Raw genomic sequence first — 22162 nt, forward strand, 5'->3', positions numbered from 1 at the left:
GTGGGGGAGTCGGCAACCGACGACAACGCCGCAGATCGGCGTGCCGGACCCCGCGTCTGCGGCATGATCGGCCGGACAGGCCCTAACGCATCCTCCCCAGCACCTCCCGCACCCGCCGCGCGTCCCGGATCCGCTGCTCGTACGTCGCACCGAGTGCGAGCAGCACCAGACCGGCGAGTGCGGGAGGTACCCAACGGGGCAGCGCGCCGGCCACCTGCACGAGGTACGGGGCGAGTTCGTGCAGCACGTCCAGGACGAGCACGGCGCCCCCGAGGACCAGCGGAGCCCGCAGCCGATGGCGGGCGCCCACGAGCGTGACCGCGAGCGCCGCCGCCCCGAGCAGCAGGGGGCGCAGCCACTGAGGGTCACCCCAGGTCGCGAGGAGACTCGGCACGAACGTGACGGAAATCCCCGCTCCGTACGCCGTCCAGGACGAGGCCGTCGGGTCCTTGCGACGTCTGACCACCCCCACCAGCAACGCCGGGACGGTCACCGGCAGCGTGTACGCCTCCGGGGAGCCGATGTCCCAGGCCGCCAGGCGGATCCAGGTCGCGAGTACGAACAAGGCGGCGGCCGCATATCCGATGGGGCGACGGTCCGCTCGTACGGCGGTGCCCGCGGCGATCACCGCGCACAGGGCCAGGACCAGGGCCAGCATCGGCGGATCACCCGCCGTGAGACCGAGGGCCGGCAGGCCGGCCGCGGCACCCGTCACCTCGACGGGCACGGTCGTCGGGGAGCCGCCGAGACGCGCCGCGAGCAGGGCCGCGACGGCCGGTACGACCAGCACCAGCAGTGCGGTGTGCTGCGGCTGCCAGCCGAGGGACGCCCCTGCCGCACAGGCGAGGGCGGTGGCGTACCCGAGGGCCGCGGGTGCGCAGACCGGGCCGAGCTGCGGCTGCCCGGCCATGGCCGCGAACAGCACGGTCAGAGCGGCGAGGACGCCCAGCGTCACGCCCTCGGAGGCCAGCGCGAGGCACGCGAGGCTCACGGAGGTGAGGAAGGCCAGGACCAGGGGAGTCGACCGGGACTCCGCCGAACGGGCATACGCCAGGGCTGCCACGGTCGTGAGCCCCTGCATCAACAGTCCCACGGTGTAAGGGAGTTCAAGGGCTGCAGGGAGTGCGAGCGCCGTCGCCCAGGTGAGTATCAGCGCGCCGGCGACGGCTCGCGGTCGCCCTGCAGTGCCGCGTCCGGCCACGGCCAGCACGCCGGCGACGACGACGAGGACGACCGGGGCCGTGCTCGCGTACGAAGGCCAGGGAGCATCGATCGTCACCGCGTCGCGGGCGGTCGCGGGAGACCCGGACCAGATCGACCTCAGCCGGCCGACCGGGCCCAGCAGCACGACGGCGAGCAGCGGCAGAGTCCACACCACGGCGGCGGCCTGTACAGAGCCGGAGGCCCAGACGAGGCCGCGCCTCAGGGGCTCGGGGAGACGGGTGCGGAGCGCCGCCGACAGAGCGACGCCGAACGCCAGATACCCCAAAACCGTCCAGCCGTCCGGCAGCGACGGGCGCAGCACCCCACCGAGCGCGGCGACCGTGATCAGACCGCCGGTCAGAGCGAGCGCGGTGACGGCCTTCGGCTTCGGGTCGGGCAGGTGCCGCGCAGCCGCCAGGGCGATCGCCGCGGCGAAGAGAAGGAGCGCCGCCGCACGGGCGGCGGCGCTCGGGCCGGGGGCCGTCCAGGACAGCCAGCCGGCCGCAAAGGTGCCCCAGCCCCCCGAGCCGTACGCGCCCACGGTGGCGACGAGACGTACGGACCGCAGGGGAACCCGGAGCGCGACGGCGGTGTCGAGCGCCGCCGTCAGCAGCAGTGCGGCCGTCATGGTGGGGGCACCCGCGTCGGCGGCGGCCGCCCAGAGGATCAGCGGGAACTGGGCCGCGGCCATGGCCGCGGGCAGAGGCAGGTGCAGAAGGCCGGTCGCCTGAGGTCGGCCCGCGGGCAGGGGTGGGACGGCGGTCGCCGTCGACTGGTCCGAGCGCCGGTGCGGACCGCCGAGGACGAGCCCGTACCCCGCCCACACCCCCGCCAGCACCGCCGACGCGATTGCCGCGTACCCGAGACCGGCCACGCCCGGGAACGCCACCTCGTACAGCGCGTACACATCCAGGACCGTCAGGGCGAGACCGAGCCCCGCCACCGCCTCGGCCGTCGAGCGAAGCTTGCGCCTGAGCAGCGGCACCGGCCCGCCGAGCACCGCCAGCGTCACCGCGCCGAGCACCGCCGCCCGCCCGGAGATCCCCATGCGCCCCCAGCTGACCAGGGTGAACGCGATCGCGGCGACGGTCAGCAGCACGCCGCCGAGGACGAGGAGCACGTTCTGGACTCCGGGTGCGGTGGTCTCGGGCCGACGCGCGCGAGGGGGCGCGGGAGGCACGACCGGCTGGAGCGCGGCGATCAGCCAGGCGCGGCGTGCCAGCAACAAGGCCCGGCGCGCGTCGAGTTGCCGTAGCTCGCCATCGAGAAGCCGCAACTCCTCGGCCAGGGGCGGAAAGTGGGTCATGCTCCGGAGTGTGGCCCCGGTCACGTTCGACGGCATGAGTGCGGGTACTCATGCCGTACTCAGATGTCCGTTTGGGCACACTCCGTATATGGACTGGAGTCACTACCGCTTCCGCTGCGTGTGGAAGCTGCCCGCGCCGCCCGTCAGCGTGTACGCCGCCCTGGAACAGGCCGATGACTACCCCCTGTGGTGGCCCCAGGTGCGCGAGGTGAACCGTATCGACGACTGCAGCGGCACGATTCGGATCCGCTCACTCCTGCCGTACGACCTGGTGTTCGCCGCCCAGGAAGTGCGGCGCGACCCCACGGCCGGCGTCCTGGAGATCGCCATGACCGGCGACCTCGACGGCTGGGCGCGCTGGACGCTCACTTCCGACGTTTTTGGCACCCGGGCCCGATACGACCAGGAGGTGGACGTGAGAAAGCCCTTGATGCGGCGGCTCGCCGTGCCGGGCCGCCCCGTCTTCCGCGCCAATCACGCCCTGATGATGCGCGCGGGACAGCGGGGTCTCACGGCCTACCTGGAAGCGGTTTGAACGACACCCCCGGGGACCTGTATTGTTCAGTGCGTTCCCGGGCGATTAGCTCAGTGGGAGAGCGCTTCGTTCACACCGAAGAGGTCACTGGTTCGAACCCAGTATCGCCCACCGGGAAAGGCCGGTCCGTCACAGACGGACCGGCTTTTTTGCATGCGCAGGCCGATCAGGCCGCTGCCGGCAGCTCCGGACGCAGCGGCCACGCCGGATCCACCGCCTCCTCCGAACCACTGCGCGCGAACCATGCCTGCAGGCCCCGCGCCTGTGCCGCGTGCCACACCGCCTGCAAGGTGTGCAACTCGGCCGGGGAGAGCCGCTCCAGCCGGGCCGCGAAACGGCGCCCGACCGCTCGTACGAGATCCATCGAGGCCAGCGCGTCGGCCTCCGCGTCATGCGCGCCCTCCAGCGCCACGCCGTAGTGCGCGCACAGATCGGTCAGCGTGCGACGACCCTTGCGATAGCGGTCCAGATGCTTGTCGAGGACCCTCGGATCGAGTACCAGCAGCGGCGCCGTCTCGAACCAGCGATCCAGGCAGGAGGCGCGATGACGGCGCAACTCCCGGTCCAGCAGCGTCAGATCGAACGGCGCGTTCATCACCACGAGAGGACGGCCCGCCGCCGCCTGCTCGCCCAGTATCCTGGCTATCTCGTCCATCACCGGCGACGGCCAACGGCCGTTGCGCTGCAGATGTTCATCCGTCAGCCCGTGCACCGCCGTCGCCCCCTCGGGCACCGGCACTCCCGGGTTCACCAGCCATCGGGTCACCCGTGGCCGGGAACCCGTGGCGTCCTGGACGACGACGGCGGCCGACACGATCCGGTCGGTCTCGACGTCCACGCCCGTGGTCTCCGTGTCGAACGCGGCCAAAGGGCCCTCGTACCAGCACGTCATATGGACACAACTCCTCGTTCACCCTCGGCAGCTGACGCACCGTCTTCTGCCCGTTTGGTGATACCCGGGCTGTTTGCGCCGTACGCCGGAAGGAGACAACAGAGGTACGGGTCTTTGCAGATCAGCGGCCCGGCGCGCGGACTCTTCTGGCTTGGAAGGCTGTTGGACTCATGGCACTCGCGCAGCCCGAGCGGGGCGGGCTGCTGCCCCAGCGGACGGCACCCCATCGCGGCACACTCGCCACCACCGCCTGCATGGAGACACTGCAGGTCGGCTACTTGCACGCCGTCGCGGCGGCCGCGGGCTGCTCGCTGTCCCAGCCCTTTCCCGACAACGGCATCGACTGGCACGTCAGCCACAGCGCCCCCGGGCACACGGTCGACGATGAGGTCACCATCAAGGTGCAACTCAAGTGCACGTACCAGATCCCGCCGAACCCGCCGGGGCCCGCCTTCTCCTTCACGCTCGACAACGCCCACCTGGAGAAGCTGGCCCGCACCCCGGTCTCGGTGCACAAAATACTGGTCGTGATGCTCGTGCCCAGGTCCCAGGACGACTGGCTGCGCGCCAGCCACGACCGCCTCGACCTGCGGCACTGCTGCTACTGGACCAACCTCGCCGGCCACGCCATCACCGGCCGGACCCGGACCACCGTGCGAATACCGACCTCGCGCATCTTCGACGACCGGGCGCTCTGCGAGATGATGACGCGAGTCGGGACGGGAGGCAGACCGTGACGCACCGCCCGATCGACGAACCCCTCCGGCCGGTCAGGCCGCACCCCGTCGAAGACCAGTGGACCGAGCCGCCCGAGCCCGGCCAGGTCGACCCCGCCGTGCTCAGCGCCCTCCTGCACCGACACGGCTGGCAGCGCCGCGGGGGAGCGGCGGGACGGTACGGCAGGTGGACGCCACCGGGACCCGCCGGCGGCGGTACGAGCCTGCTCGTGCCGGAGAACCGGGCCTTCCCCGACAGCGACGACCTGCTCGGCGAGGCGCTCGTCGCGCTCTCCCGCAGCGGTTCGCCGTCCGCGCGCGACGTGCTGGTCGCGCTCGCCGTGCCCAGCGACGAGATCCGCTGGTGGCGGGACGTCCCGACCGGACCCGTGGGCGCCACGCCCTGGAGCGTCGAGGAGCGGCTGCGCATGGCCGCCCGCCAGATGCTGCTCGCGGCGGCGCTCGCCACGCGCGCGCGTGCGGGCTACTACGGCGCCCGGCACCGCAGGCCGGCCGCCGCGGCCCTGGAGAACGTCCTCGTCGGCGCCGACCCCGGCGGACGCCGACTCACCGCCTTCGTGCCCGTCACCACCGGCCGACCGCTCTCGGTACGCCTGCACCAGGCGCTGTACGCCGCCCGCGAGGCCATCGACTACCAGCGGGCCACCGGCGGCATGGACGCCTTCGACGCGGCCGTCGAGGCGGGCGTCAGCCACGAACTGACCGAGGCCGTCGTCGCCCTCGTCCGCGGCACGGAGGGCGCCCGCATCGCCGTCGAGTGGGCACCCGCCGCCGGAGTCCCCGAGGGCTGCGCGGCCCCCGCCGAGGCCATCGAGTTCTCGCCCGGCGACCTGCCCGTGCTGCGCCAGGCCGGGGCCCGGTATCTGCGCGAGGAGCCGTCCATGCCGGTGCGCATCACGGGTGCCGTGGTGCGGATGCGCAGGTCGGAGCCGCGCGGCGAGGGCACCGTCCGGCTGCGGGTCATCGCCGGGGCGGAGGTCTCGCACGTCCGGATGACCCTCGATGAGGAGGCGTACCGGATAGCGGGACAGGCACATCTTGTGGGACTGCCGGTGCGGGTGCACGGGCGGCTGGAGAGCCGCGGCGGATTCCGTCGGCTCACCGACCCTTCCGAAGTCGTGCCCGTGCAGGTCGACGAGGCCGAGCGGGACCGGCTGATGAAGTCGCTCCAGGAGAACCTGGACTTCTTCGAGGAGGCGTGCAGCGGGGACTGAGAGCGGCCGTGACCAGCGCAACGGTTAACCGTTTCGCGGGTGATGCCTCCGGCTCGGTACGATTCCGGGTGCGTGCGTGGTTACGTACGCGACCACCTTCAGTCAGGAGAGACCGGTGTCAGACGTCCGTGTGATCATCCAACGCGATTCCGAGCGGGAAGAGCGCGCGGTGACGACGGGCACTACGGCCGCCGATCTCTTCGCCGGTGAGCGCACCATCGTCGCCGCCCGCGTGCATGGCGAGCTCAAGGATCTCGCGTACGCGCTGGCCGAGGGGGACGAGGTCGAGCCGGTCGAGATCTCCTCCGAGGACGGCCTGAACATCCTGCGCCACTCCACCGCGCACGTCATGGCCCAGGCCGTGCAGGAGCTCTTCCCCGAGGCCAAGCTGGGCATCGGCCCGCCGGTCAAGGACGGCTTCTACTACGACTTCGACGTCGAGAAGCCCTTCCACCCCGATGACCTCAAGGCCATCGAGAAGAAGATGCAGGAGATCCAGAAGCGCGGGCAGCGCTTCTCGCGGCGCGTCGTGACCGACGAGGCGGCCCGCGAGGAGCTGGCCGACGAGCCCTACAAGCTGGAGCTCATCGGGATCAAGGGATCCGCGGCCGTTCAGGATGGGGCCGACGGCGCGGACGTCGAGGTGGGCGGCGGCGAGCTGACCATCTACGACAACCTCGATGCCAAGACCGGTGAGCTGTGCTGGAAGGACCTCTGCCGCGGTCCCCACCTGCCCACCACCCGGAACATCCCGGCGTTCAAGCTGATGCGCAACGCCTCGGCATACTGGCGCGGCAGCGAGAAGAACAAGCAGCTCCAGCGCATCTACGGCACCGCCTGGCCGACCAAGGACGAGCTGAAGGCGCACCTCGACTTCCTCGCCGAGGCGGAGAAGCGTGACCACCGCAAGCTCGGCTCCGAGCTGGACCTGTTCTCCATCCCGGAGCAGATCGGCTCCGGCCTCGCGGTCTTCCACCCCAAGGGCGGCGTCATCCGCCGGGTCATGGAGGACTACTCGCGGCGACGCCACGAGGAAGAGGGCTACGAGTTCGTCTACACCCCGCACGCCACCAAGGGGAAGCTCTTCGAGACCTCGGGCCACCTGGACTGGTACGCCGACGGCATGTACCCGCCCATGCAGCTCGACGAGGGCGTGGACTACTACCTCAAGCCCATGAACTGCCCGATGCACAACCTGATCTTCGACGCGCGCGGCCGCTCGTACCGTGAACTGCCGCTGCGCCTCTTCGAGTTCGGGACCGTGTACCGGTACGAGAAGTCGGGCGTCGTGCACGGCCTGACCCGGGCCCGCGGCTTCACCCAGGATGACGCGCACATCTACTGCACGCGCGAGCAGATGGCCGACGAGCTCGACAAGACGCTCACCTTCGTGCTGAACCTGCTGCGCGACTACGGCCTCACCGACTTCTACCTCGAGCTGTCCACCAAGGATCCGGAGAAGTTCGTCGGCTCCGACGAGGCCTGGGAGGAGGCCACCGAGACGCTGCGGCAGGTGGCCGAGAAGCAGGGTCTTCCGCTGGTTCCGGACCCGGGTGGCGCCGCGTTCTACGGGCCGAAGATCTCCGTCCAGACCAAGGACGCCATCGGGCGCACCTGGCAGATGTCGACCGTGCAGCTCGACTTCAACCTGCCCGAGCGGTTCGACCTGGAGTACACCGGCCCGGACGGAGCCAAGCAGCGGCCGGTCATGATCCACCGTGCGCTGTTCGGCTCCATCGAGCGCTTCTTCGCGGTGCTCCTCGAGCACTACGCGGGCGCGTTCCCGGCCTGGCTGGCGCCGGTGCAGGCGGTCGGCATCCCGATCGGCGACGCGCACGTCGAGTACCTGGAGAAGTTCGCCGTCGAGGCGAGGAAGAAGGGCCTGCGCGTCGAGGTCGACTCGTCGTCGGACCGCATGCAGAAAAAGATCCGCAACGCGCAGAAGCAGAAGGTGCCCTTCATGGTCATCGCGGGCGACGAGGACATGGCGGCCGGCGCTGTCTCCTTCCGCTACCGCGACGGCTCGCAGGAGAACGGCATCCCGGTCGACGAGGCGATCGCCAAGATCGTGAAGGTCGTCGAGGAGCGCGCGCAGGTCTGACGCGTACGGCGATTCTCCGACGCCTGTGTCGTGTATGTCGTGCGAGGCCCCCGGGATGCTCAGGCTCCCGGGGGCCTTTCGTCGCCCTCGCGCGCGAACACCTGCAACAGCCACGACGAGAACGACCCCGTCACCGCGCCGAGCAGTGCCAGGCCGCAGGCCATCAGTCCCACGGCGATCACCCGCCCCCACGGTGTGACGGGAGTGACATCGCCGTAGCCGACCGTCGCGAGTGTGGAACAGGCCCACCACACCGAGTCCCCGAAGGTGAGGATCGTCGCGTTCGGCGCCGCGTGCTCCGCTTGATAGACGGCGAGGGCGCCGGCGAAGCCGAGGAGGGTCACGGAGAGGGTCGCGTACGTGATCACGCGCGCGTGCAGGCTGAATCGGGGCTGTCCGTGGCGGTGCTGTACCGCGTCGTAGACCTTGACGATCCGCAGTGGGCGCAGCAGGGGCAGGGCGAGTACCAGGGTGTCCAGCCAGTGTGTCCGTACGAAGCGCAGGCGCTGCCCGCTCAGCCGCCAGCGCACGGCGTAGTCGACGGCGAACAGGGCCCAGGTGGCGAGCAGGGCCGCCCGGCAGGCGTTCTTCCACTCCTCGGCCAGGCCGTGGGCCAGGACAAGGGTCGCGTACAGGGAGAGAAACAGCAGTGACGCCAGGCCCAGCGGGATCTCGGTGCGCCGCTCCCAGCGGGCCTGTGGGCTGTCGTCGTCCATTGCCCCAGCTTGGCCGCAGGCCCTTTTGTGTGGCCCCCGCCGACACGCCGCGAACGGGCGAAGCCATATGCTTCCCCACATGACGAGTGAGCCGGAGCAGCAGATCGGAGTGGGAACGCAGGACGCGTTCCAGCGCTTGTGGACGCCCCACCGGATGGCTTACATCCAGGGCGAGAACAAGCCCACCGGCCCGGGAGCCGAGGACGGCTGTCCGTTCTGCTCGATTCCTGCCAAGTCCGACGAGGATGGGCTCGTCGTCAAGCGCGGTGAGCAGGTGTACGCGGTGCTCAACCTGTACCCGTACAACGGAGGCCACCTCATGGTCGTGCCCTACCGCCATGTCGCGGACTACACCGATCTGACCGACCCGGAGACCGCCGAACTCGGTGAGCTGACCAAGCAGGCGATGACCGCGCTGCGTACCGCCTCGGGCGCGCACGGCTTCAACATCGGTATGAACCAGGGCACTGTGGCGGGTGCGGGCATCGCCGCGCACCTCCACCAGCACATCGTGCCTCGCTGGGGCGGCGACACGAACTTCATGCCGGTCGTAGGCCACACCAGGGTCCTGCCCCAGCTCCTCGCGGACACCCGCAAGATGCTGGCAGAGGCCTGGCCGGCGCGGTAGTCGGCCGCTGTGCCGGGGCGCCTTGTCGCGGGCGCCCCGGCATACGAGGGGCGCGGGGCCGTGCCAGGTGCGGCTCCGCCGTGTGGGCTCGATCAGCCCACCACGACCCGCACCGAACCCACCGTCGTTTCCCCGCGAATCCGCCGGAGGCCTACGCGTCGTAGGCGTCCGCCTTCCGCGGCGACGGGTCCTGGACAGCTCCGCTGAGGAACGACGAGCGGTTGCCGAACTTCTCCGTGTCGACGCCGTTCTCGTCGAGGACCTTGATCGCCGCCGCGTGCACCACGCGGAGCACGGGCGTCGCGGCGCGCAGCGCGTCGTCGGCCATGAAGCGGTGCCGCCACGGCTGGTCGGCCCAGGCGTGCCGGAGGCCGAAGGGCTCGGGGAGTGTCAGGGAGCCGCCGAGCCAGTTCAGCAGCGGCGGGTACGCGGTGAGCGGGGCGCGCGCCGTGAGTCGCACGACCTCGTCGGTGGTGACCAGCGGGAGTTTCACCTTGCGGGTCTCCCAGAACTTGACGGCCTTGGCGACCTCTTTTGTCGGCGCCTCGGGCTTGCTGGTGAACAGCGAGTGCACGGGCCCCAGCGCATGGCCGGTGATCTCGATGCGCAGCGTCTCGTGCAGCACGGTCACGGTGATCAGCATGGTGATGATCAACTGGCCGTCCCACAGCGTCCATTGAACGCCGAGGTAGTGCCGGTCGCCGCTGCCGAACTGCTGCTTGTTGCAGATGTCCTGTATGGCGTGGGTCTTGAGCGTGTACGCCTCCACGTCCGTACCGCCCGGGCGTGACACCGCTTTGGCGTTCTCGCCGATCGGGGAGACGATCCAGTGCTTTATCGAAGGCTTTGTGAAACCACCGGTGTTGAGCGGGCCGCGCTCCAGCATGCGGAGCTTGTCGTGGACGGAGCGGATGACGTCCCAGCTGCGGAAGGGGTGGATCTCCTTGTCCGGGTCCTTGGGCACCAGGTCCTCGGCGAGCTGCCAGCTGCCCCAGCGGGTGCCCATGCCGAGTATGCCCTTGGGGCCGGCGTAGAAGACCGAGTTCGACTGCTGCTCGGCGCTGAGGTGGGCCAGGGACTGGCGCAGCCGCTCGGCCGCGGTCTCGCCGGGGCTGCCGGGCACGGCCTCGGGGATCTTGGCGCCGATGCCGCCGCCGGACAGGAGGCTGTCCCAGCGCTCGCGCAGGTCTTTGGCGGTGCGTTCGCAGATCTGCTTGGCCCAGAGCCAGCCGACGACCGGGAGGATGACCGACGCGCGTGCGTACCAGGCCCAGAAGCCGGTGAACGGCATGCGGATGAGGAAGAGCACGGCGAAGGCGCCGACGGCGACCAGGAGCGCGGTGGCGAGGGCTCCGGCGCGTTTGTTCGTCTGTTTGGCGATCATGGATCGGAGCTGGAAGACCAGCAGCCAGGCCAGGAGTCCGGGCAGGAAGAGCACGCCGCACAGCACCATCACGGCCGACAGCCAGTTGTCCCGCTCCCTGCGGATGCGGTTCGCCGCGAGACAGTGCTCGACGACGACTTGTGGTTCGGTGCCGAAGGACTGGATGAGCGGCTTGCGCTCCGCGCCCAGCATGCGGTCCACCACTGCCCGCCCGAAGGCCTCGCCGAGGTTGGGCTTGAAGATCGTCGCCCATTTGCGGCCGGGGCTGACGGTGGACTCGTGCCATTCGTTGTTGGCTTTGAGGATCTCCGCGACGTCGCTGTCCCGGTACGCCGCCGAGGCGAGGGCGAAGGTCGCCGCCGTCTGGCCCGCGGAGCCCGAGAGCGGCACCTGCGCCCCGGGAGTGAAATCGAAACCGTCGAACGCCACTTCCGCCCCCATCGCCGCCGCACCCCGCTCCTGCGGCTCTTCCCGACTTACCTGCCCCGCACACCTGTTGATCAGGTCATCGTCTTGATCAGGTTCTCAGGGTATCGGCCGTGACCGACATTCGTCGGCGGACGGCCGAAGCCGCCCGCCGACGAATGGAGCGACGAACGAAGCCATGAATGGAGCGATGAATGGAGCGACGAACGAAGTGATGAATGGAGCGACGGATGACGCACTGAACTGTCAGCCGTCCTGGGCCTGTTCGCGGATCCTTTCGGCTACCTGAGGCGGCATCGGCTCGTGCCGCGCGTAACTGCGGTTGAAGCGTGCGGTGCCGTGCGAGAGGGAGCGCAGATCGACGGCGTACCGCCCGATCTCGATCTCCGGGACCTCGGCCCGTACGAGCGTGCGCCCGCCGCTCGCCTGCTCGGTGCCGACGACCCGGCCGCGACGCCCGGACAGGTCGCTCATCACGGCGCCCACGTAGTCGTCGCCGACCAGAACCGTCACTTCGGCCACTGGTTCCAGGAGATGGATTCTGGCGTCGGCGGCCGCCTCGCGCAGGGCGAGCGCGCCCGCGGTCTGGAACGCGGCGTCGGAGGAGTCCACTGAGTGCGCCTTGCCGTCGAGCAGGGTGATCCGTACGTCGATGAGCGGATAGCCCGCGGCCACGCCCTTGGCGGCCTGGGCGCGCACGCCCTTCTCGACGGACGGGATGAACTGCCGGGGTACGGCCCCGCCGACGACCTTGTCCACGAACTCGACGCCCGAGCCGTTAGGGAGGGGCTCGACCTCGATCTCGCAGATCGCGTACTGACCGTGGCCGCCGGATTGCTTCACATGGCGCCCGCGCCCCGCGGACCTGTCGGCGAACGTCTCCCGTAGCGAGACCTTGTGCGGTACGACATCGACCTGGACGCCGTAGCGGTTGCGCAGCCGTTCCAGGGCGACGTCCGCGTGGGCCTCGCCCAGGCACCACAGAACGACCTGGTGGGTGTGCTGGTTCTGCTCCAGGCGCATGGTGGGGTCCTCGGCGACCAGCCGGCCCAGCCCCTGCGAGAGCTTGTCCTCGTCGGCCTTGCTGTGCGCCTGGATGGCGAGCGGCAGCAGCGGGTCGGGCATCTGCCAGGGCTCCATGAGCAGTGGGTCGTCCTTGGCCGAGAGCGTGTCGCCGGTCTCCGCCCGGTTGAGTTTCGCCACGCACGCAAGGTCGCCCGCGATGCAGTGCGTGAGGGCGCGCTGCTGCTTGCCGAACGGCCTGGACAGGGCGCCGACGCGCTCGTCGACGTCATGGTCCTCGTGGCCGCGGTCGGCAAGGCCGTGGCCGGAGACGTGCACCGTCTCGTCGGGGCGCAGGGTGCCCGAGAAGACGCGTACGAGGGAGACCCGGCCCACATAGGGGTCGCTGGCCGTCTTCACGACCTCGGCGACCAGCGGCCCGTTCGGGTCGCACGCCTTGACCTCGCGCGCCGCGCCGTCCGGTGTGGTCACCGTGGGTGCCGCGCGCTCCAGCGGAGTCGGGAAACCGCCGCAGACCAACTCGAGGAGTTCGACCGTGCCGATCCCCTGACGGGCGCCCGCGGGGGCGGGGGCGGCGGCCAGTACGGGGAAGAAGACCCCGCGCGCCACGGCCCGCTCCAGGTCCTGCACGAGTGTCTTGACGTCGATCTCCTCGCCGCCGAGGTAGCGGTCCATGAGGGTTTCGTCCTCGCTCTCGGCGATGATCCCCTCGATCAGCCGGTTGCGCGCCTCCTCGATCAGCGGCAGCTGCTCGGGGCCCGGCTCCGCCTCCTTGCGCTCCCCGGAGGAGTAGTCGAACAGCCGCTGCGTAAGGAGCCCGATCAGCCCGGTCACGGGCGCGTGCCCGTCGGGTCCCGGTGTGCCGTGCAGCGGCAGGTACAGCGGCAGTACGGCGTCGGGGTCGTCCGCGCCGAAGGCTTCCGCGCAGGTCCGGGTCATCTCGTCGAAGTCGGCCCGGGCCGCTTCGAGGTGGGTGATCACGATGGCTCGCGGCATGCCGACCGCCGCGCACTCCTCCCATACCAACCGGGTCGAGCCGTCCACGCCGTCCGAGGCGGAGACGACGAAAAGGGCCGCGTCCGCAGCGCGCAGACCGGCCCTGAGTTCCCCGACGAAGTCGGCGTATCCGGGGGTGTCGAGAATATTGATCTTGTATCCGTCCCAGTCGACGGGTACCAGGGAGAGCTGCACCGAGCGCTGCTGCCGGTGCTCGATCTCGTCGTAGTCGGAGACGGTGCCGCCGTCCTCCACGCGGCCCGCCCGGTTCACCGCTCCCGCCGTCAGCGCGAGAGCTTCCACCAGAGTCGTCTTGCCCGATCCGCTGTGGCCGACCAGCACCACATTCCGTACGGACGCGGGGTGGTCGGCCGCCGTAGCCCTGCCGGCGGCTCCGGGGTGTGCGTTCGCCTTGTCGCCCATGGCCTTGCCTCCCGTGCACGGTGAGGTCACTGTGGGCGCGGGCATACCGGATCCGCGTGCGGTGCGGCACCGATGACGCCCGCGGTTCTTCGAGCTTTGCACTCGCTTCACGGTGCGTCCATACGGCGGACGCGATCGCGCCATGACACCGGCGGCATCCCGTCGTGACGCGGGGTGCGGGTGCCCGACCGTCGCACACGCGCGCGCGTGACTACGATGGGCCAGCCGGTAGCCATAAGGGGCCGCACGGCGACACCGACCCTCGGGAAGGCCATGCTGAACAAGTACGCGCGTGCATTCTTTACGCGTGTCCTCACACCGTTCGCCGCGTTTCTCATCCGCCGGGGGGTGAGCCCCGACACGGTCACCCTCCTGGGCACGGCAGGAGTCGTGGCGGGCGCGCTGGTCTTCTACCCCCGGGGGGAGTTCTTCTGGGGCACGGTCGTCATCACGCTCTTCGTCTTCTCCGACCTCGTCGACGGCAACATGGCGCGCCAGCTCGGCCGCACCAGCCGCTGGGGCGCCTTCCTGGACTCCACGCTCGACCGGGTCGCCGACGGCGCGATCTTCGGCGGCCTGGCGCTCTGGTACGCGGGCGGCGGCGACAACAACGTCCTGTGCGCCGTCGCGATCTTCTGCCTGGCCAGCGGCCAGGTGGTCTCGTACACCAAGGCCCGTGGTGAGTCGATCGGCCTGCCGGTCGCCGTCAACGGCCTGATCGAGCGCGCCGAACGCCTGGTGATCTCGCTGGTCGCGGCGGGCTTGGCGGGGCTGCACAAGTTCGGCGTGCCCGGCATCCGGTGGCTGCTGCCCGTCGCCCTGTGGATCGTCGCCGTCGGCAGCCTGGTGACGCTGATCCAGCGCGTCGTCACGGTGCGCCGGGAGTCCGCGGAGGCGGACGCGGCCGCCGCCCAGAACAGTGGGGCCACGTCGTGACCAGCCTCCAGGAGAGGTTGGTGGACGGGGCGTACGCGGCCGGCTGGAGCACGATCAAGAAGCTCCCCGAGCCGGTCGCCGTGCGCCTCGGGCGCGCTGTCGCGGACATCGTCTGGAAGAAGCGCGGCAAGGGCGTACGGCGCCTGGAGAGCAACTACGCGCGCGTGGTGCCCGACGCGACCCCGGAGCGGCTCGCCGAGCTCTCCCGGGCGGGTATGCGCTCGTATCTGCGCTACTGGATGGAGTCCTTCCGCCTTCCGGCCTGGAGCGAGGAGCGCGTTCGGACGGGTTTCGACGCCCAGGACCTGCACTACCTCACGGACTGCCTCGCGTCCGACCGAGGCGTCATCCTGGCCCTCCCGCACATGGGCAACTGGGACCTCGCGGGCGCCTGGTTGACCACCGAACTCCAAACGCCCTTCACGACGGTCGCCGAGCGCCTCAAACCGGAATCGCTGTACGACCGTTTCGTCGCCTACCGCGAGGGCCTCGGCATGGAGGTCCTGCCGCACAGCGGGGGCTCGGCGTTCGGCACACTGGCCCGCCGGCTGCGCGACGGCGGTCTGGTCTGCCTGGTCGCCGAACGCGATCTGTCCGCGTCCGGCGTCGAGGTCAAGTTCTTCGGCGAGGCGACCCGGATGCCCGCGGGGCCGGCCCTGCTGGCGCAGCAGACCGGCGCCACGCTGCTGCCGGTGACGCTCTGGTACGACGACTCGCCGGAGATGCGGGGGCGTGTCCATCCCCCCGTCGAGGTCCCCGAGACAGGTACCCGGGCCGAGAAGACGTCTGTCATGACACAGGCGCTGGCCGATGCCTTCGCCACCGGTATCGCCGATCACCCGGAGGACTGGCACATGCTGCAGCGCTTGTGGCTCGCGGATCTCGATCCGACGAAGGGCTCCCCGTGAGGATCGGCATCGTCTGCCCGTACTCCTGGGACGTGCCGGGCGGCGTCCAATTCCATATCCGCGACCTGGCCGAGCACCTCATCCGCCTCGGGCACGAGGTTTCCGTGCTCGCCCCCGCGGACGACGAGACACCACTGCCGCCGTACGTCGTCTCGGCCGGCCGGGCCGTTCCGGTGCCGTACAACGGCTCCGTGGCGCGACTGAACTTCGGCTTCCTGTCCGCGGCCCGGGTGCGGCGCTGGCTGCACGACGGCACCTTCGACGTGATCCACATCCATGAGCCGGCCTCGCCGTCCCTGGGACTGCTCGCGTGCTGGGCCGCACAGGGGCCCATCGTCGCCACCTTCCACACCTCGAACCCGCGCTCGCGCGCGATGGTCGCCGCGTACTCGATCCTGCAGGCGGCCCTGGAGAAGATCAGCGCCCGGATCGCGGTCAGCGAGTACGCGCGCCGCACCCTCGTCGAACACCTGGGCGGCGACGCGGTCGTCATCCCGAACGGCGTCGACGTCGACTTCTTCGCCCGCGCCGAGGCCAAGCCCGAGTGGCAGGGCGACACCCTCGGCTTCATCGGCCGCATCGACGAGCCCCGCAAGGGCCTGCCCGTCCTCATGAAGGCACTTCCGAAGATCCTCGCCGAGCGCCCGGAGACCCGGCTCCTGGTCGCCGGACGTGGCGACGAGGAGGAGGCCGTGGAGTCGCTGCCGGCCGAGATGCGCTCGCGCGTCGAGTTCCTCGGCATGATCAGCGACGAGGACAAGGCCCGCTTCCTGCGCAGCGTCGACCTGTATGTGGCGCCCAACACCGGCGGCGAGAGCTTCGGCATCATCCTGGTGGAAGCGATGTCGGCGGGGGCGCCGGTACTGGCCTCCGATCTCGACGCCTTCGCGCAGGTCCTCGACCATGGGGCGGCCGGGGAGCTGTTCGCCAACGAGGACGCGGAGGCGCTGGCCGACTCTGCCGTACGACTGCTCGGCGACCCCGAGCGCCGGGCCGAGCTCCGGGCGCGGGGGAGCGCCCATGTGCGGCGCTTCGACTGGTCGACCGTCGGGGCGGACATCCTGTCCGTCTACGAGACCGTGACGGACGGGGCGGCGGCGGTGGCCGCGGACGAACGCACCGGGTTGCGGGCGCGGTTCGGGCTGGCACGGGACTGAGCGTGACGGACAGGTCGGCCCCGGGCGGGGGAGAGTCGTGCTGCGCGCCCGCGCGCGGGGAGGCCGGTTCGCTTTTCCAACTGGCGGCGTCCGGTCGGCGGAGGGGCGAAGGTCCGGCGCGTGACGGTTGCGACGCTTCGGCCATCACCTTGCCCGGCGGTGCGTTCCGTATGGGCGACGCCCTCGGCGAGGGGTACCCGGACGACGCCGAGGGGCCGGTCCGTACGGTGATCCTCGAGCCGTTCCGGATCGACGCGACGGCCGTCACCAACGCCCGCTTCGCCGCCTTCGTGCAAGAGACGGGGTACGTGACGCAGGCGGAGCGATACGGCAGCTCCTTCGTGTTCCATCTGCTGCTGCACCCACGCGCGCGGGACGCCGTTTTCGGGGCGGTCGCCGCGGCGCCCTGGTGGCTGGGCGTCGAGGGCGCTCGCTGGAGCGCGCCCGAGGGGCCCGGCTCGGACGTCGACGGGCGTGCGGACCACCCGGTGGTGCACGTCTCGTACCACGATGCCCTCGCGTACTGCGCTTGGGCGGGCGCCCGGCTGCCCACCGAGGCCGAGTGGGAGTACGCGGCTCGTGGTGGTCTCGAGGGGCGCCGCTACCCCTGGGGTGACGATTTCGCGCCCGGCGGGCAGGAGCGGATGAACACCTGGCAAGGTGACTTCCCCCGGGTCAGCACCCGCCCCGGCGGCTTCACCGGGACCGTCCCCGTGGACGCGTACGAGCCCAACGGCTTCGGCCTGTACGACACTTCGGGCAACGTGTGGGAGTGGTGCGCCGACCCCTTCTCCGCGGCGGACGCCGCCGGGGCGGGTGCCGAGCAGCGCGTCATCCGTGGCGGCTCCTACCTGTGCCACACCTCGTACTGCAACCGCTACCGGGTGGCGGCCCGGTCGAAGAACACGCCCGATTCCTCGACCGGGCACGGCGGTTTCCGCTGCGCCTGGGACGTGACGGAGGGGTGACCGTACCCGGGTAGCCTTGCCGCCCGTGACCGCAACCCTCATCTGGATCCTCGTCGGCATCGTCGCGATCGGCCTCTACCTGAGCTGGACCGCGGGGCGTCTCGACCGGCTGCACGCCCGGATCGACGCCGCGCGCGCCGCCCTCGACGCGCAGTTGTTGCGCCGTGCCTCGGTCGCCCAGGAGTTGGCAACCTCCGGGGTTCTCGATCCGGCCGCCTCGATCGTGCTGTACGAGGCGGCGCACGCTGCCCGGCAGGCGGAGGAGGAGCAGCGTGAGGTCGCCGAGAGCGAGCTCAGCCAAGCGTTGCGGGCCGTTTTCGGGGAGGCGCAACAGGTGGAGGCGGTGCGGGAGGCGCCGGGTGGGGAGGCGGCGGCCGGTGAGCTGGCTCAGGCGGTGCGGCGGGTGCCGATGGCTCGGCGCTTCCACAATGACGCGGTACGTGCCGCGCGTGCCCTGCGTCGGCACCGCAAGGTGCGTTGGTTCCGGCTCGCCGGGCACGCGCCGTTTCCCATGGCCTTCGAGATGGACGACGAGCCGCCGACGGCCCTCGCGGACCGCCCGACCAGCTGAACGCCCCGGGTTTCCCGCCCCCCCAAGGGGCTGCGCCCCCTGGGGACGATGGGGGTCCCCCCTGCTCGAGCGAAGCCGAGAGCTTGGGGGAGGGCAGGGGCGGCAGGGGCGAACAACCCCTCGCCTCCACCACCACACACCCAAAAACGAGCCACCGCCTCCCCATTGGCCCTTGCTGTGGCCTGCTCGCGAGATGTTCCCTCGGTGCTGCAGAAACCCTCTTTCACCGAGTGAGGTCAACCCGTGTCCAGCACGCTCTCCAACTCCGCCCAGCCCGCTGAAAACACTGCGACCGGCACCGCGCGCGTGAAGCGCGGCATGGCCGAGCAGCTCAAGGGCGGCGTGATCATGGACGTCGTCACGCCCGAGCAGGCGAAGATCGCCGAGGACGCGGGCGCCGTCGCCGTCATGGCCCTGGAGCGGGTCCCGGCCGACATCCGCAAGGACGGCGGCGTGGCCCGCATGTCCGACCCGGACATGATCGAGGGCATCATCGACGCCGTCTCGATCCCGGTGATGGCGAAGTCGCGGATCGGCCACTTCGTCGAGGCCCAGGTGCTCCAGTCCCTCGGCGTCGACTACATCGACGAGTCCGAGGTGCTCACCCCGGCCGACGAAGTCAACCACTCCGACAAGTGGGCCTTCACGACCCCCTTCGTCTGCGGCGCCACCAACCTGGGCGAAGCCCTGCGCCGCATAGCCGAGGGCGCGGCCATGATCCGCTCCAAGGGCGAGGCCGGCACCGGCAACGTCGTCGAGGCGGTCCGCCACCTGCGCCAGATCAAGAACGAGATCGCCAAGCTGCGCGGCTTCGACAACAACGAGCTGTACGCCGCCGCCAAGGAGCTGCGCGCCCCGTACGAGATCGTCAAGGAGGTCGCCGAGCTGGGCAAGCTCCCGGTCGTGCTGTTCTCCGCCGGTGGTGTCGCCACCCCGGCCGACGCCGCCCTGATGCGCCAGCTCGGCGCCGAGGGTGTCTTCGTCGGCTCCGGCATCTTCAAGTCCGGTGACCCGGCCAAGCGCGCCGCAGCCATCGTGAAGGCGACCACCTTCTACGACGACCCGAAGGTCATCGCGGAGGCGTCCCGCAACCTGGGCGAGGCCATGGTCGGCATCAACTGCGACACCCTCCCCGAGACCGAGCGCTACGCCAACCGCGGCTGGTAAGGCACACCACTCATGAACACCCCCGTCATAGGCGTCCTGGCCCTCCAGGGCGACGTACGGGAGCACCTGATCGCCCTGGCCGCGGCTAACGCCGTGGCCAGGCCGGTGCGGCGCCCCGAGGAGCTCGCCGAGGTGGATGGCCTGGTCATCCCCGGCGGCGAGTCCACCACCATCTCCAAGCTGGCCGCTCTGTTCGGGATGATGGAGCCCCTTCGCGCACGCGTGCGGGACGGCCTGCCCGTCTACGGCACCTGCGCGGGCATGATCATGCTCGCCGACAAGATCCTCGACCCGCGCTCGGGCCAGGAGACGTTCGGCGGCATCGACATGATCGTGCGCCGCAACGCCTTCGGACGCCAGAACGAGTCCTTCGAAGCGGCTGTCGACGTCAAGGGCGTCGAGGGCGATCCTGTAGAGGGCGTCTTCATCCGCGCCCCCTGGGTCGAATCCGTAGGTGCCGCGGCCGAAGTGCTCGCCGAGCACGAGGGCCACATCGTCGCCGTACGCCAGGGCAACGCGCTCGCCACGTCGTTCCACCCCGAACTGACCGGCGACCACCGCGTGCACGGCCTCTTCGTCGACATGGTGCGCGCGAACCGCTCACCGGAGTCCTTGTAGGATCTGGGAGTCCTCCCAGACTCTTAAGGTCTGGGGGCGTTCGTGCAGGATGGGTTACGCGAAGGAGACAGGCAGATGTCCGGCCACTCTAAATGGGCTACGACGAAGCACAAGAAGGCCGTGATCGACGCCAAGCGCGGCAAGCTCTTCGCGAAGATGATCAAGAACATCGAGGTCGCGGCCCGCACGGGTGGCGCCGACCCCGCCGGCAATCCCACGCTGTTCGACGCCATTCAGAAGGCCAAGAAGAGCTCGGTCCCGAACAAGAACATCGACTCCGCGGTCAAGCGTGGCGCCGGCCTCGAAGCCGGTGGCGCCGACTACGAGACGATCATGTACGAAGGCTACGGCCCGAACGGTGTCGCGGTGCTCATCGAGTGCCTCACCGACAACCGCAACCGCGCCGCCTCGGACGTCCGTGTCGCCATGACCCGCAACGGCGGCAACATGGCCGACCCGGGTTCCGTCTCGTATCTCTTCAACCGCAAGGGCGTCGTGATCGTCCCCAAGGGCGAGCTGAGCGAGGACGACGTCCTGGGTGCCGTGCTCGACGCGGGTGCCGAGGAGGTCAACGACCTGGGCGAGTCCTTCGAGGTGCTCTCCGAGGCGACCGACCTGGTCGCGGTCCGCACCGCCCTCCAGGAAGCCGGGATCGACTACGACTCGGCCGACGCCAACTTCGTCCCGACCATGCAGGTCGAGCTGGACGAGGACGGCGCCCGGAAGATCTTCAAGCTGATCGACGCGCTCGAGGACAGCGACGACGTGCAGAACGTCTTCGCCAACTTCGACGTCAGCGACGACGTGATGGAGAAGGTCGACGCCTGAGGCGCGAGGGTTCCTTCTGGCGGGCTGGTGGGACACGTCCCACCGGCCCGCCGTCGTTGTCAGTGGCAGCGGATAGCCTGGCAAGAACAGATGATGATCGTCGCCCAGCGGACCGCAACCACCAATTGAGGAACCACGACGGCGATCAACCACCTCCGCGAGAGCGGCGGCGGTTTAGCCGCAGAAGGGGGCGCACTGGGGTGCGGGTACTGGGGGTTGACCCGGGGTTGACCCGGTGCGGTGTCGGCGTGGTCGAAGGTGTCGCGGGCCGACCCCTGACCATGCGCGGCGTCGGTGTCGTACGCACCCCGGCGGACGCCGAATTGGGCCTGCGCCTCGTCGCCATCGAGCAGGGCATCGAGCAGTGGCTCGACGAGTACGAACCCGAATTCGTCGCCGTGGAGCGGGTGTTCAGCCAGCACAACGTCCGTACGGTGATGGGCACGGCCCAGGCCAGCGCCGTCGCCACGCTCTGCGCAGCCCGGCGCGGTATCCCCGTCGCCCTGCACACCCCGAGCGAGATCAAGGCCGCCGTCACCGGCAGCGGCCGCGCCGACAAGGCACAGGTGGGCGCCATGGTCACCCGCCTCCTTCGGCTCGACGCGCCCCCCAAGCCCGCCGACGCCGCCGACGCACTGGCCCTCGCCATCTGCCACATCTGGCGCGCCCCCGCCCAGAACAGACTCCAGCAGGCTGTCGCCCTGCACGCATCGAAACTCGCATCGAAAGGGCGTACCGCATGATCGCCTTCGTCAGCGGCCCGGTCGCCGCCCTGGCCCCCGACTCCGCGGTGGTCGAGGTGGGCGGCATCGGCATCGCCGTCCAGTGCACGCCGGGCACGCTCTCCGGGCTGCGCATGGGACAGCCGGCCAAGCTCGCCACCTCCCTCGTCGTACGCGAGGACTCCCTGACGCTCTACGGCTTCGCGGACGACGACGAGCGGCAGACCTTCGAGCTGCTGCAGACCGCGAGCGGCGTCGGCCCGCGCCTGGCCCAGGCCATGCTGGCCGTGCACACGCCCGACGCCCTGCGCCGCGCGGTGGCCACCGGCGACGAGAAGTCGCTCACCGCCGTCCCCGGCATCGGCAAGAAGGGCGCCCAGAAACTGCTCCTCGAGCTCAAGGACCGGCTCGGCGAGCCGCTCGGCACGAGTACGGGAATCGGGTCTCCGGTCAGCACCGGCTGGCGCGACCAGCTGCACGCCGCCCTGATCGGCCTCGGGTACGCGACCCGTGAGGCCGACGAGGCCGTCTCCGCGGTCGCCCCGCAGGCGGAGGCCGCCGCTGGCGCACCCCCGGTGGGCCAGCTGCTGAAGGCCGCCCTGCAGACCCTCAACAGAGCACGCTAGGGGCCGTGAGCCCCGAAGCCCGTAGGACCCCTTGCGGCCGCGAGGCACAAGCAACGCTGTGCTTTCCCGGGGGGACG

The 22162-nt window shown here is 70.5% G+C and carries 20 protein-coding genes and 1 tRNA gene; 16 read left to right on the forward strand and 5 right to left on the reverse strand.

What is annotated here, in order from left to right; genetic code table 11:
• Positions 1 to 82: 82 nt before the first annotated feature.
• On the reverse strand, positions 83 to 2509 hold the full coding sequence (locus AB0D57_RS10330; protein ID WP_362069809.1) for a hypothetical protein: 2427 nt from the start codon (positions 2507 to 2509) through the stop codon (positions 83 to 85).
• Positions 2510 to 2597: 88 nt separating this feature from the next.
• Between AB0D57_RS10330 and AB0D57_RS10335 the strand changes: the two genes are divergently transcribed.
• Both AB0D57_RS10335 and AB0D57_RS10340 read left to right on the forward strand, forming a co-directional pair.
• Entirely contained in the window at positions 2598 to 3044 is a 447-nt protein-coding gene (locus AB0D57_RS10335) for an SRPBCC family protein (protein ID WP_362069812.1), read from the forward strand.
• Between the two features lie 39 nt (positions 3045 to 3083).
• Positions 3084 to 3155: transfer RNA gene (locus AB0D57_RS10340), tRNA-Val, on the forward strand.
• A 55-nt stretch (positions 3156 to 3210) separates the two neighbouring features.
• Here the strand turns inward: AB0D57_RS10340 and AB0D57_RS10345 are convergent.
• A complete protein-coding gene (locus AB0D57_RS10345) occupies positions 3211 to 3936 on the reverse strand; it encodes a 3'-5' exonuclease (RefSeq protein ID WP_362069815.1) in 726 nt (241 codons plus the stop codon).
• Between the two features lie 170 nt (positions 3937 to 4106).
• Between AB0D57_RS10345 and AB0D57_RS10350 the strand changes: the two genes are divergently transcribed.
• The 3 genes from AB0D57_RS10350 to thrS all read left to right on the forward strand — a co-directional run bounded on the left by AB0D57_RS10350 (position 4107) and on the right by thrS (position 7988).
• A complete protein-coding gene (locus tag AB0D57_RS10350; RefSeq protein ID WP_362069818.1) occupies positions 4107 to 4673 on the forward strand; it encodes a DUF4365 domain-containing protein in 567 nt (188 codons plus the stop codon).
• Positions 4670 to 5887, forward strand: a complete 1218-nt coding sequence (locus AB0D57_RS10355; protein ID WP_362069821.1) for a hypothetical protein — start codon at positions 4670 to 4672, stop codon at positions 5885 to 5887. Before AB0D57_RS10350 ends, AB0D57_RS10355 begins: the two co-directional genes overlap by 4 nt.
• A gap of 115 nt (positions 5888 to 6002) precedes the next feature.
• Positions 6003 to 7988, forward strand: a complete 1986-nt coding sequence (gene thrS, locus AB0D57_RS10360) for a threonine--tRNA ligase (protein WP_362069824.1) — start codon at positions 6003 to 6005, stop codon at positions 7986 to 7988.
• 59 nt (positions 7989 to 8047) lie between these two features.
• Here thrS and AB0D57_RS10365 read toward each other — a convergent pair whose 3' ends face one another.
• Complete coding sequence (locus AB0D57_RS10365) at positions 8048 to 8704, reverse strand: potassium channel family protein (protein ID WP_362069827.1); 657 nt, start codon at positions 8702 to 8704, stop codon at positions 8048 to 8050.
• Between the two features lie 67 nt (positions 8705 to 8771).
• Between AB0D57_RS10365 and AB0D57_RS10370 the strand changes: the two genes are divergently transcribed.
• A complete protein-coding gene (locus AB0D57_RS10370) occupies positions 8772 to 9332 on the forward strand; it encodes an HIT domain-containing protein (protein WP_362069830.1) in 561 nt (186 codons plus the stop codon).
• Positions 9333 to 9483: 151 nt separating this feature from the next.
• On the opposite strand, the gene AB0D57_RS10375 is transcribed toward AB0D57_RS10370, so the two are convergent.
• Both AB0D57_RS10375 and AB0D57_RS10380 read right to left on the reverse strand, forming a co-directional pair.
• Positions 9484 to 11157 carry a CvpA family protein gene (locus AB0D57_RS10375; protein WP_362069833.1) on the reverse strand — a complete coding sequence of 558 codons (1674 nt, stop codon included), beginning with the start codon at positions 11155 to 11157 and terminating at the stop codon, positions 9484 to 9486.
• A gap of 231 nt (positions 11158 to 11388) precedes the next feature.
• Entirely contained in the window at positions 11389 to 13584 is a 2196-nt protein-coding gene (locus AB0D57_RS10380; RefSeq protein WP_362069836.1) for an elongation factor G-like protein EF-G2, read from the reverse strand.
• A gap of 216 nt (positions 13585 to 13800) precedes the next feature.
• Between AB0D57_RS10380 and pgsA the strand changes: the two genes are divergently transcribed.
• From pgsA to ruvA, 10 genes are all read left to right on the forward strand, one after another.
• On the forward strand, positions 13801 to 14520 hold the full coding sequence (pgsA, locus tag AB0D57_RS10385) for a phosphatidylinositol phosphate synthase (protein WP_362070097.1): 720 nt from the start codon (positions 13801 to 13803) through the stop codon (positions 14518 to 14520).
• Positions 14517 to 15428 (forward strand): phosphatidylinositol mannoside acyltransferase, encoded by a 912-nt coding sequence (locus AB0D57_RS10390; protein ID WP_362069839.1) that lies wholly within the window; start codon positions 14517 to 14519, stop codon positions 15426 to 15428. The genes pgsA and AB0D57_RS10390 overlap by 4 nt, the downstream gene beginning before the upstream one ends.
• On the forward strand, positions 15425 to 16585 hold the full coding sequence (locus AB0D57_RS10395; RefSeq protein WP_362069842.1) for a glycosyltransferase family 4 protein: 1161 nt from the start codon (positions 15425 to 15427) through the stop codon (positions 16583 to 16585). The genes AB0D57_RS10390 and AB0D57_RS10395 overlap by 4 nt, the downstream gene beginning before the upstream one ends.
• Positions 16586 to 16728: 143 nt before the next feature.
• Positions 16729 to 17553 carry a formylglycine-generating enzyme family protein gene (locus AB0D57_RS10400; RefSeq protein ID WP_362070100.1) on the forward strand — a complete coding sequence of 275 codons (825 nt, stop codon included), beginning with the start codon at positions 16729 to 16731 and terminating at the stop codon, positions 17551 to 17553.
• A gap of 25 nt (positions 17554 to 17578) precedes the next feature.
• On the forward strand, positions 17579 to 18124 hold the full coding sequence (locus AB0D57_RS10405) for a hypothetical protein (RefSeq protein WP_362069845.1): 546 nt from the start codon (positions 17579 to 17581) through the stop codon (positions 18122 to 18124).
• Between the two features lie 243 nt (positions 18125 to 18367).
• On the forward strand, positions 18368 to 19291 hold the full coding sequence (pdxS, locus tag AB0D57_RS10410; RefSeq protein ID WP_362069848.1) for a pyridoxal 5'-phosphate synthase lyase subunit PdxS: 924 nt from the start codon (positions 18368 to 18370) through the stop codon (positions 19289 to 19291).
• Between the two features lie 12 nt (positions 19292 to 19303).
• Complete coding sequence (pdxT, locus tag AB0D57_RS10415) at positions 19304 to 19909, forward strand: pyridoxal 5'-phosphate synthase glutaminase subunit PdxT (RefSeq protein ID WP_362069851.1); 606 nt, start codon at positions 19304 to 19306, stop codon at positions 19907 to 19909.
• Between the two features lie 75 nt (positions 19910 to 19984).
• Positions 19985 to 20737: a YebC/PmpR family DNA-binding transcriptional regulator gene (locus AB0D57_RS10420; protein WP_362069854.1), complete on the forward strand. Its 753-nt coding sequence runs from the start codon at positions 19985 to 19987 to the stop codon at positions 20735 to 20737.
• A 200-nt stretch (positions 20738 to 20937) separates the two neighbouring features.
• On the forward strand, positions 20938 to 21480 hold the full coding sequence (ruvC, locus tag AB0D57_RS10425) for a crossover junction endodeoxyribonuclease RuvC (protein WP_362069858.1): 543 nt from the start codon (positions 20938 to 20940) through the stop codon (positions 21478 to 21480).
• Positions 21477 to 22085, forward strand: coding sequence for a Holliday junction branch migration protein RuvA (gene ruvA, locus AB0D57_RS10430; RefSeq protein WP_362069861.1), 609 nt, complete (start codon positions 21477 to 21479; stop codon positions 22083 to 22085). The genes ruvC and ruvA overlap by 4 nt, the downstream gene beginning before the upstream one ends.
• Positions 22086 to 22162: the final 77 nt, after the last annotated feature.

This window comes from Streptomyces sp. NPDC048275, from assembly GCF_040652275.1.
Taxonomy (GTDB): domain Bacteria; phylum Actinomycetota; class Actinomycetes; order Streptomycetales; family Streptomycetaceae; genus Streptomyces.

Coding starts and splice junctions, on each gene's coding strand:
- ruvA (WP_362069861.1), top strand. CDS start 21,477: ATGATCGCCTTCGTCAGCGGCCCGGTCGCCGCCCTGGCCCCCGACTCC.
- AB0D57_RS10380 (WP_362069836.1), bottom strand. CDS start 13,584: ATGGGCGACAAGGCGAACGCACACCCCGGAGCCGCCGGCAGGGCTACG.
- AB0D57_RS10330 (WP_362069809.1), bottom strand. CDS start 2,509: ATGACCCACTTTCCGCCCCTGGCCGAGGAGTTGCGGCTTCTCGATGGC.
- AB0D57_RS10350 (WP_362069818.1), top strand. CDS start 4,107: ATGGCACTCGCGCAGCCCGAGCGGGGCGGGCTGCTGCCCCAGCGGACG.
- AB0D57_RS10365 (WP_362069827.1), bottom strand. CDS start 8,704: ATGGACGACGACAGCCCACAGGCCCGCTGGGAGCGGCGCACCGAGATC.
- AB0D57_RS10345 (WP_362069815.1), bottom strand. CDS start 3,936: ATGACGTGCTGGTACGAGGGCCCTTTGGCCGCGTTCGACACGGAGACC.
- AB0D57_RS10335 (WP_362069812.1), top strand. CDS start 2,598: ATGGACTGGAGTCACTACCGCTTCCGCTGCGTGTGGAAGCTGCCCGCG.
- pgsA (WP_362070097.1), top strand. CDS start 13,801: ATGGGCCAGCCGGTAGCCATAAGGGGCCGCACGGCGACACCGACCCTC.
- AB0D57_RS10420 (WP_362069854.1), top strand. CDS start 19,985: ATGTCCGGCCACTCTAAATGGGCTACGACGAAGCACAAGAAGGCCGTG.
- AB0D57_RS10375 (WP_362069833.1), bottom strand. CDS start 11,157: ATGGGGGCGGAAGTGGCGTTCGACGGTTTCGATTTCACTCCCGGGGCG.
- AB0D57_RS10370 (WP_362069830.1), top strand. CDS start 8,772: ATGCTTCCCCACATGACGAGTGAGCCGGAGCAGCAGATCGGAGTGGGA.
- pdxT (WP_362069851.1), top strand. CDS start 19,304: ATGAACACCCCCGTCATAGGCGTCCTGGCCCTCCAGGGCGACGTACGG.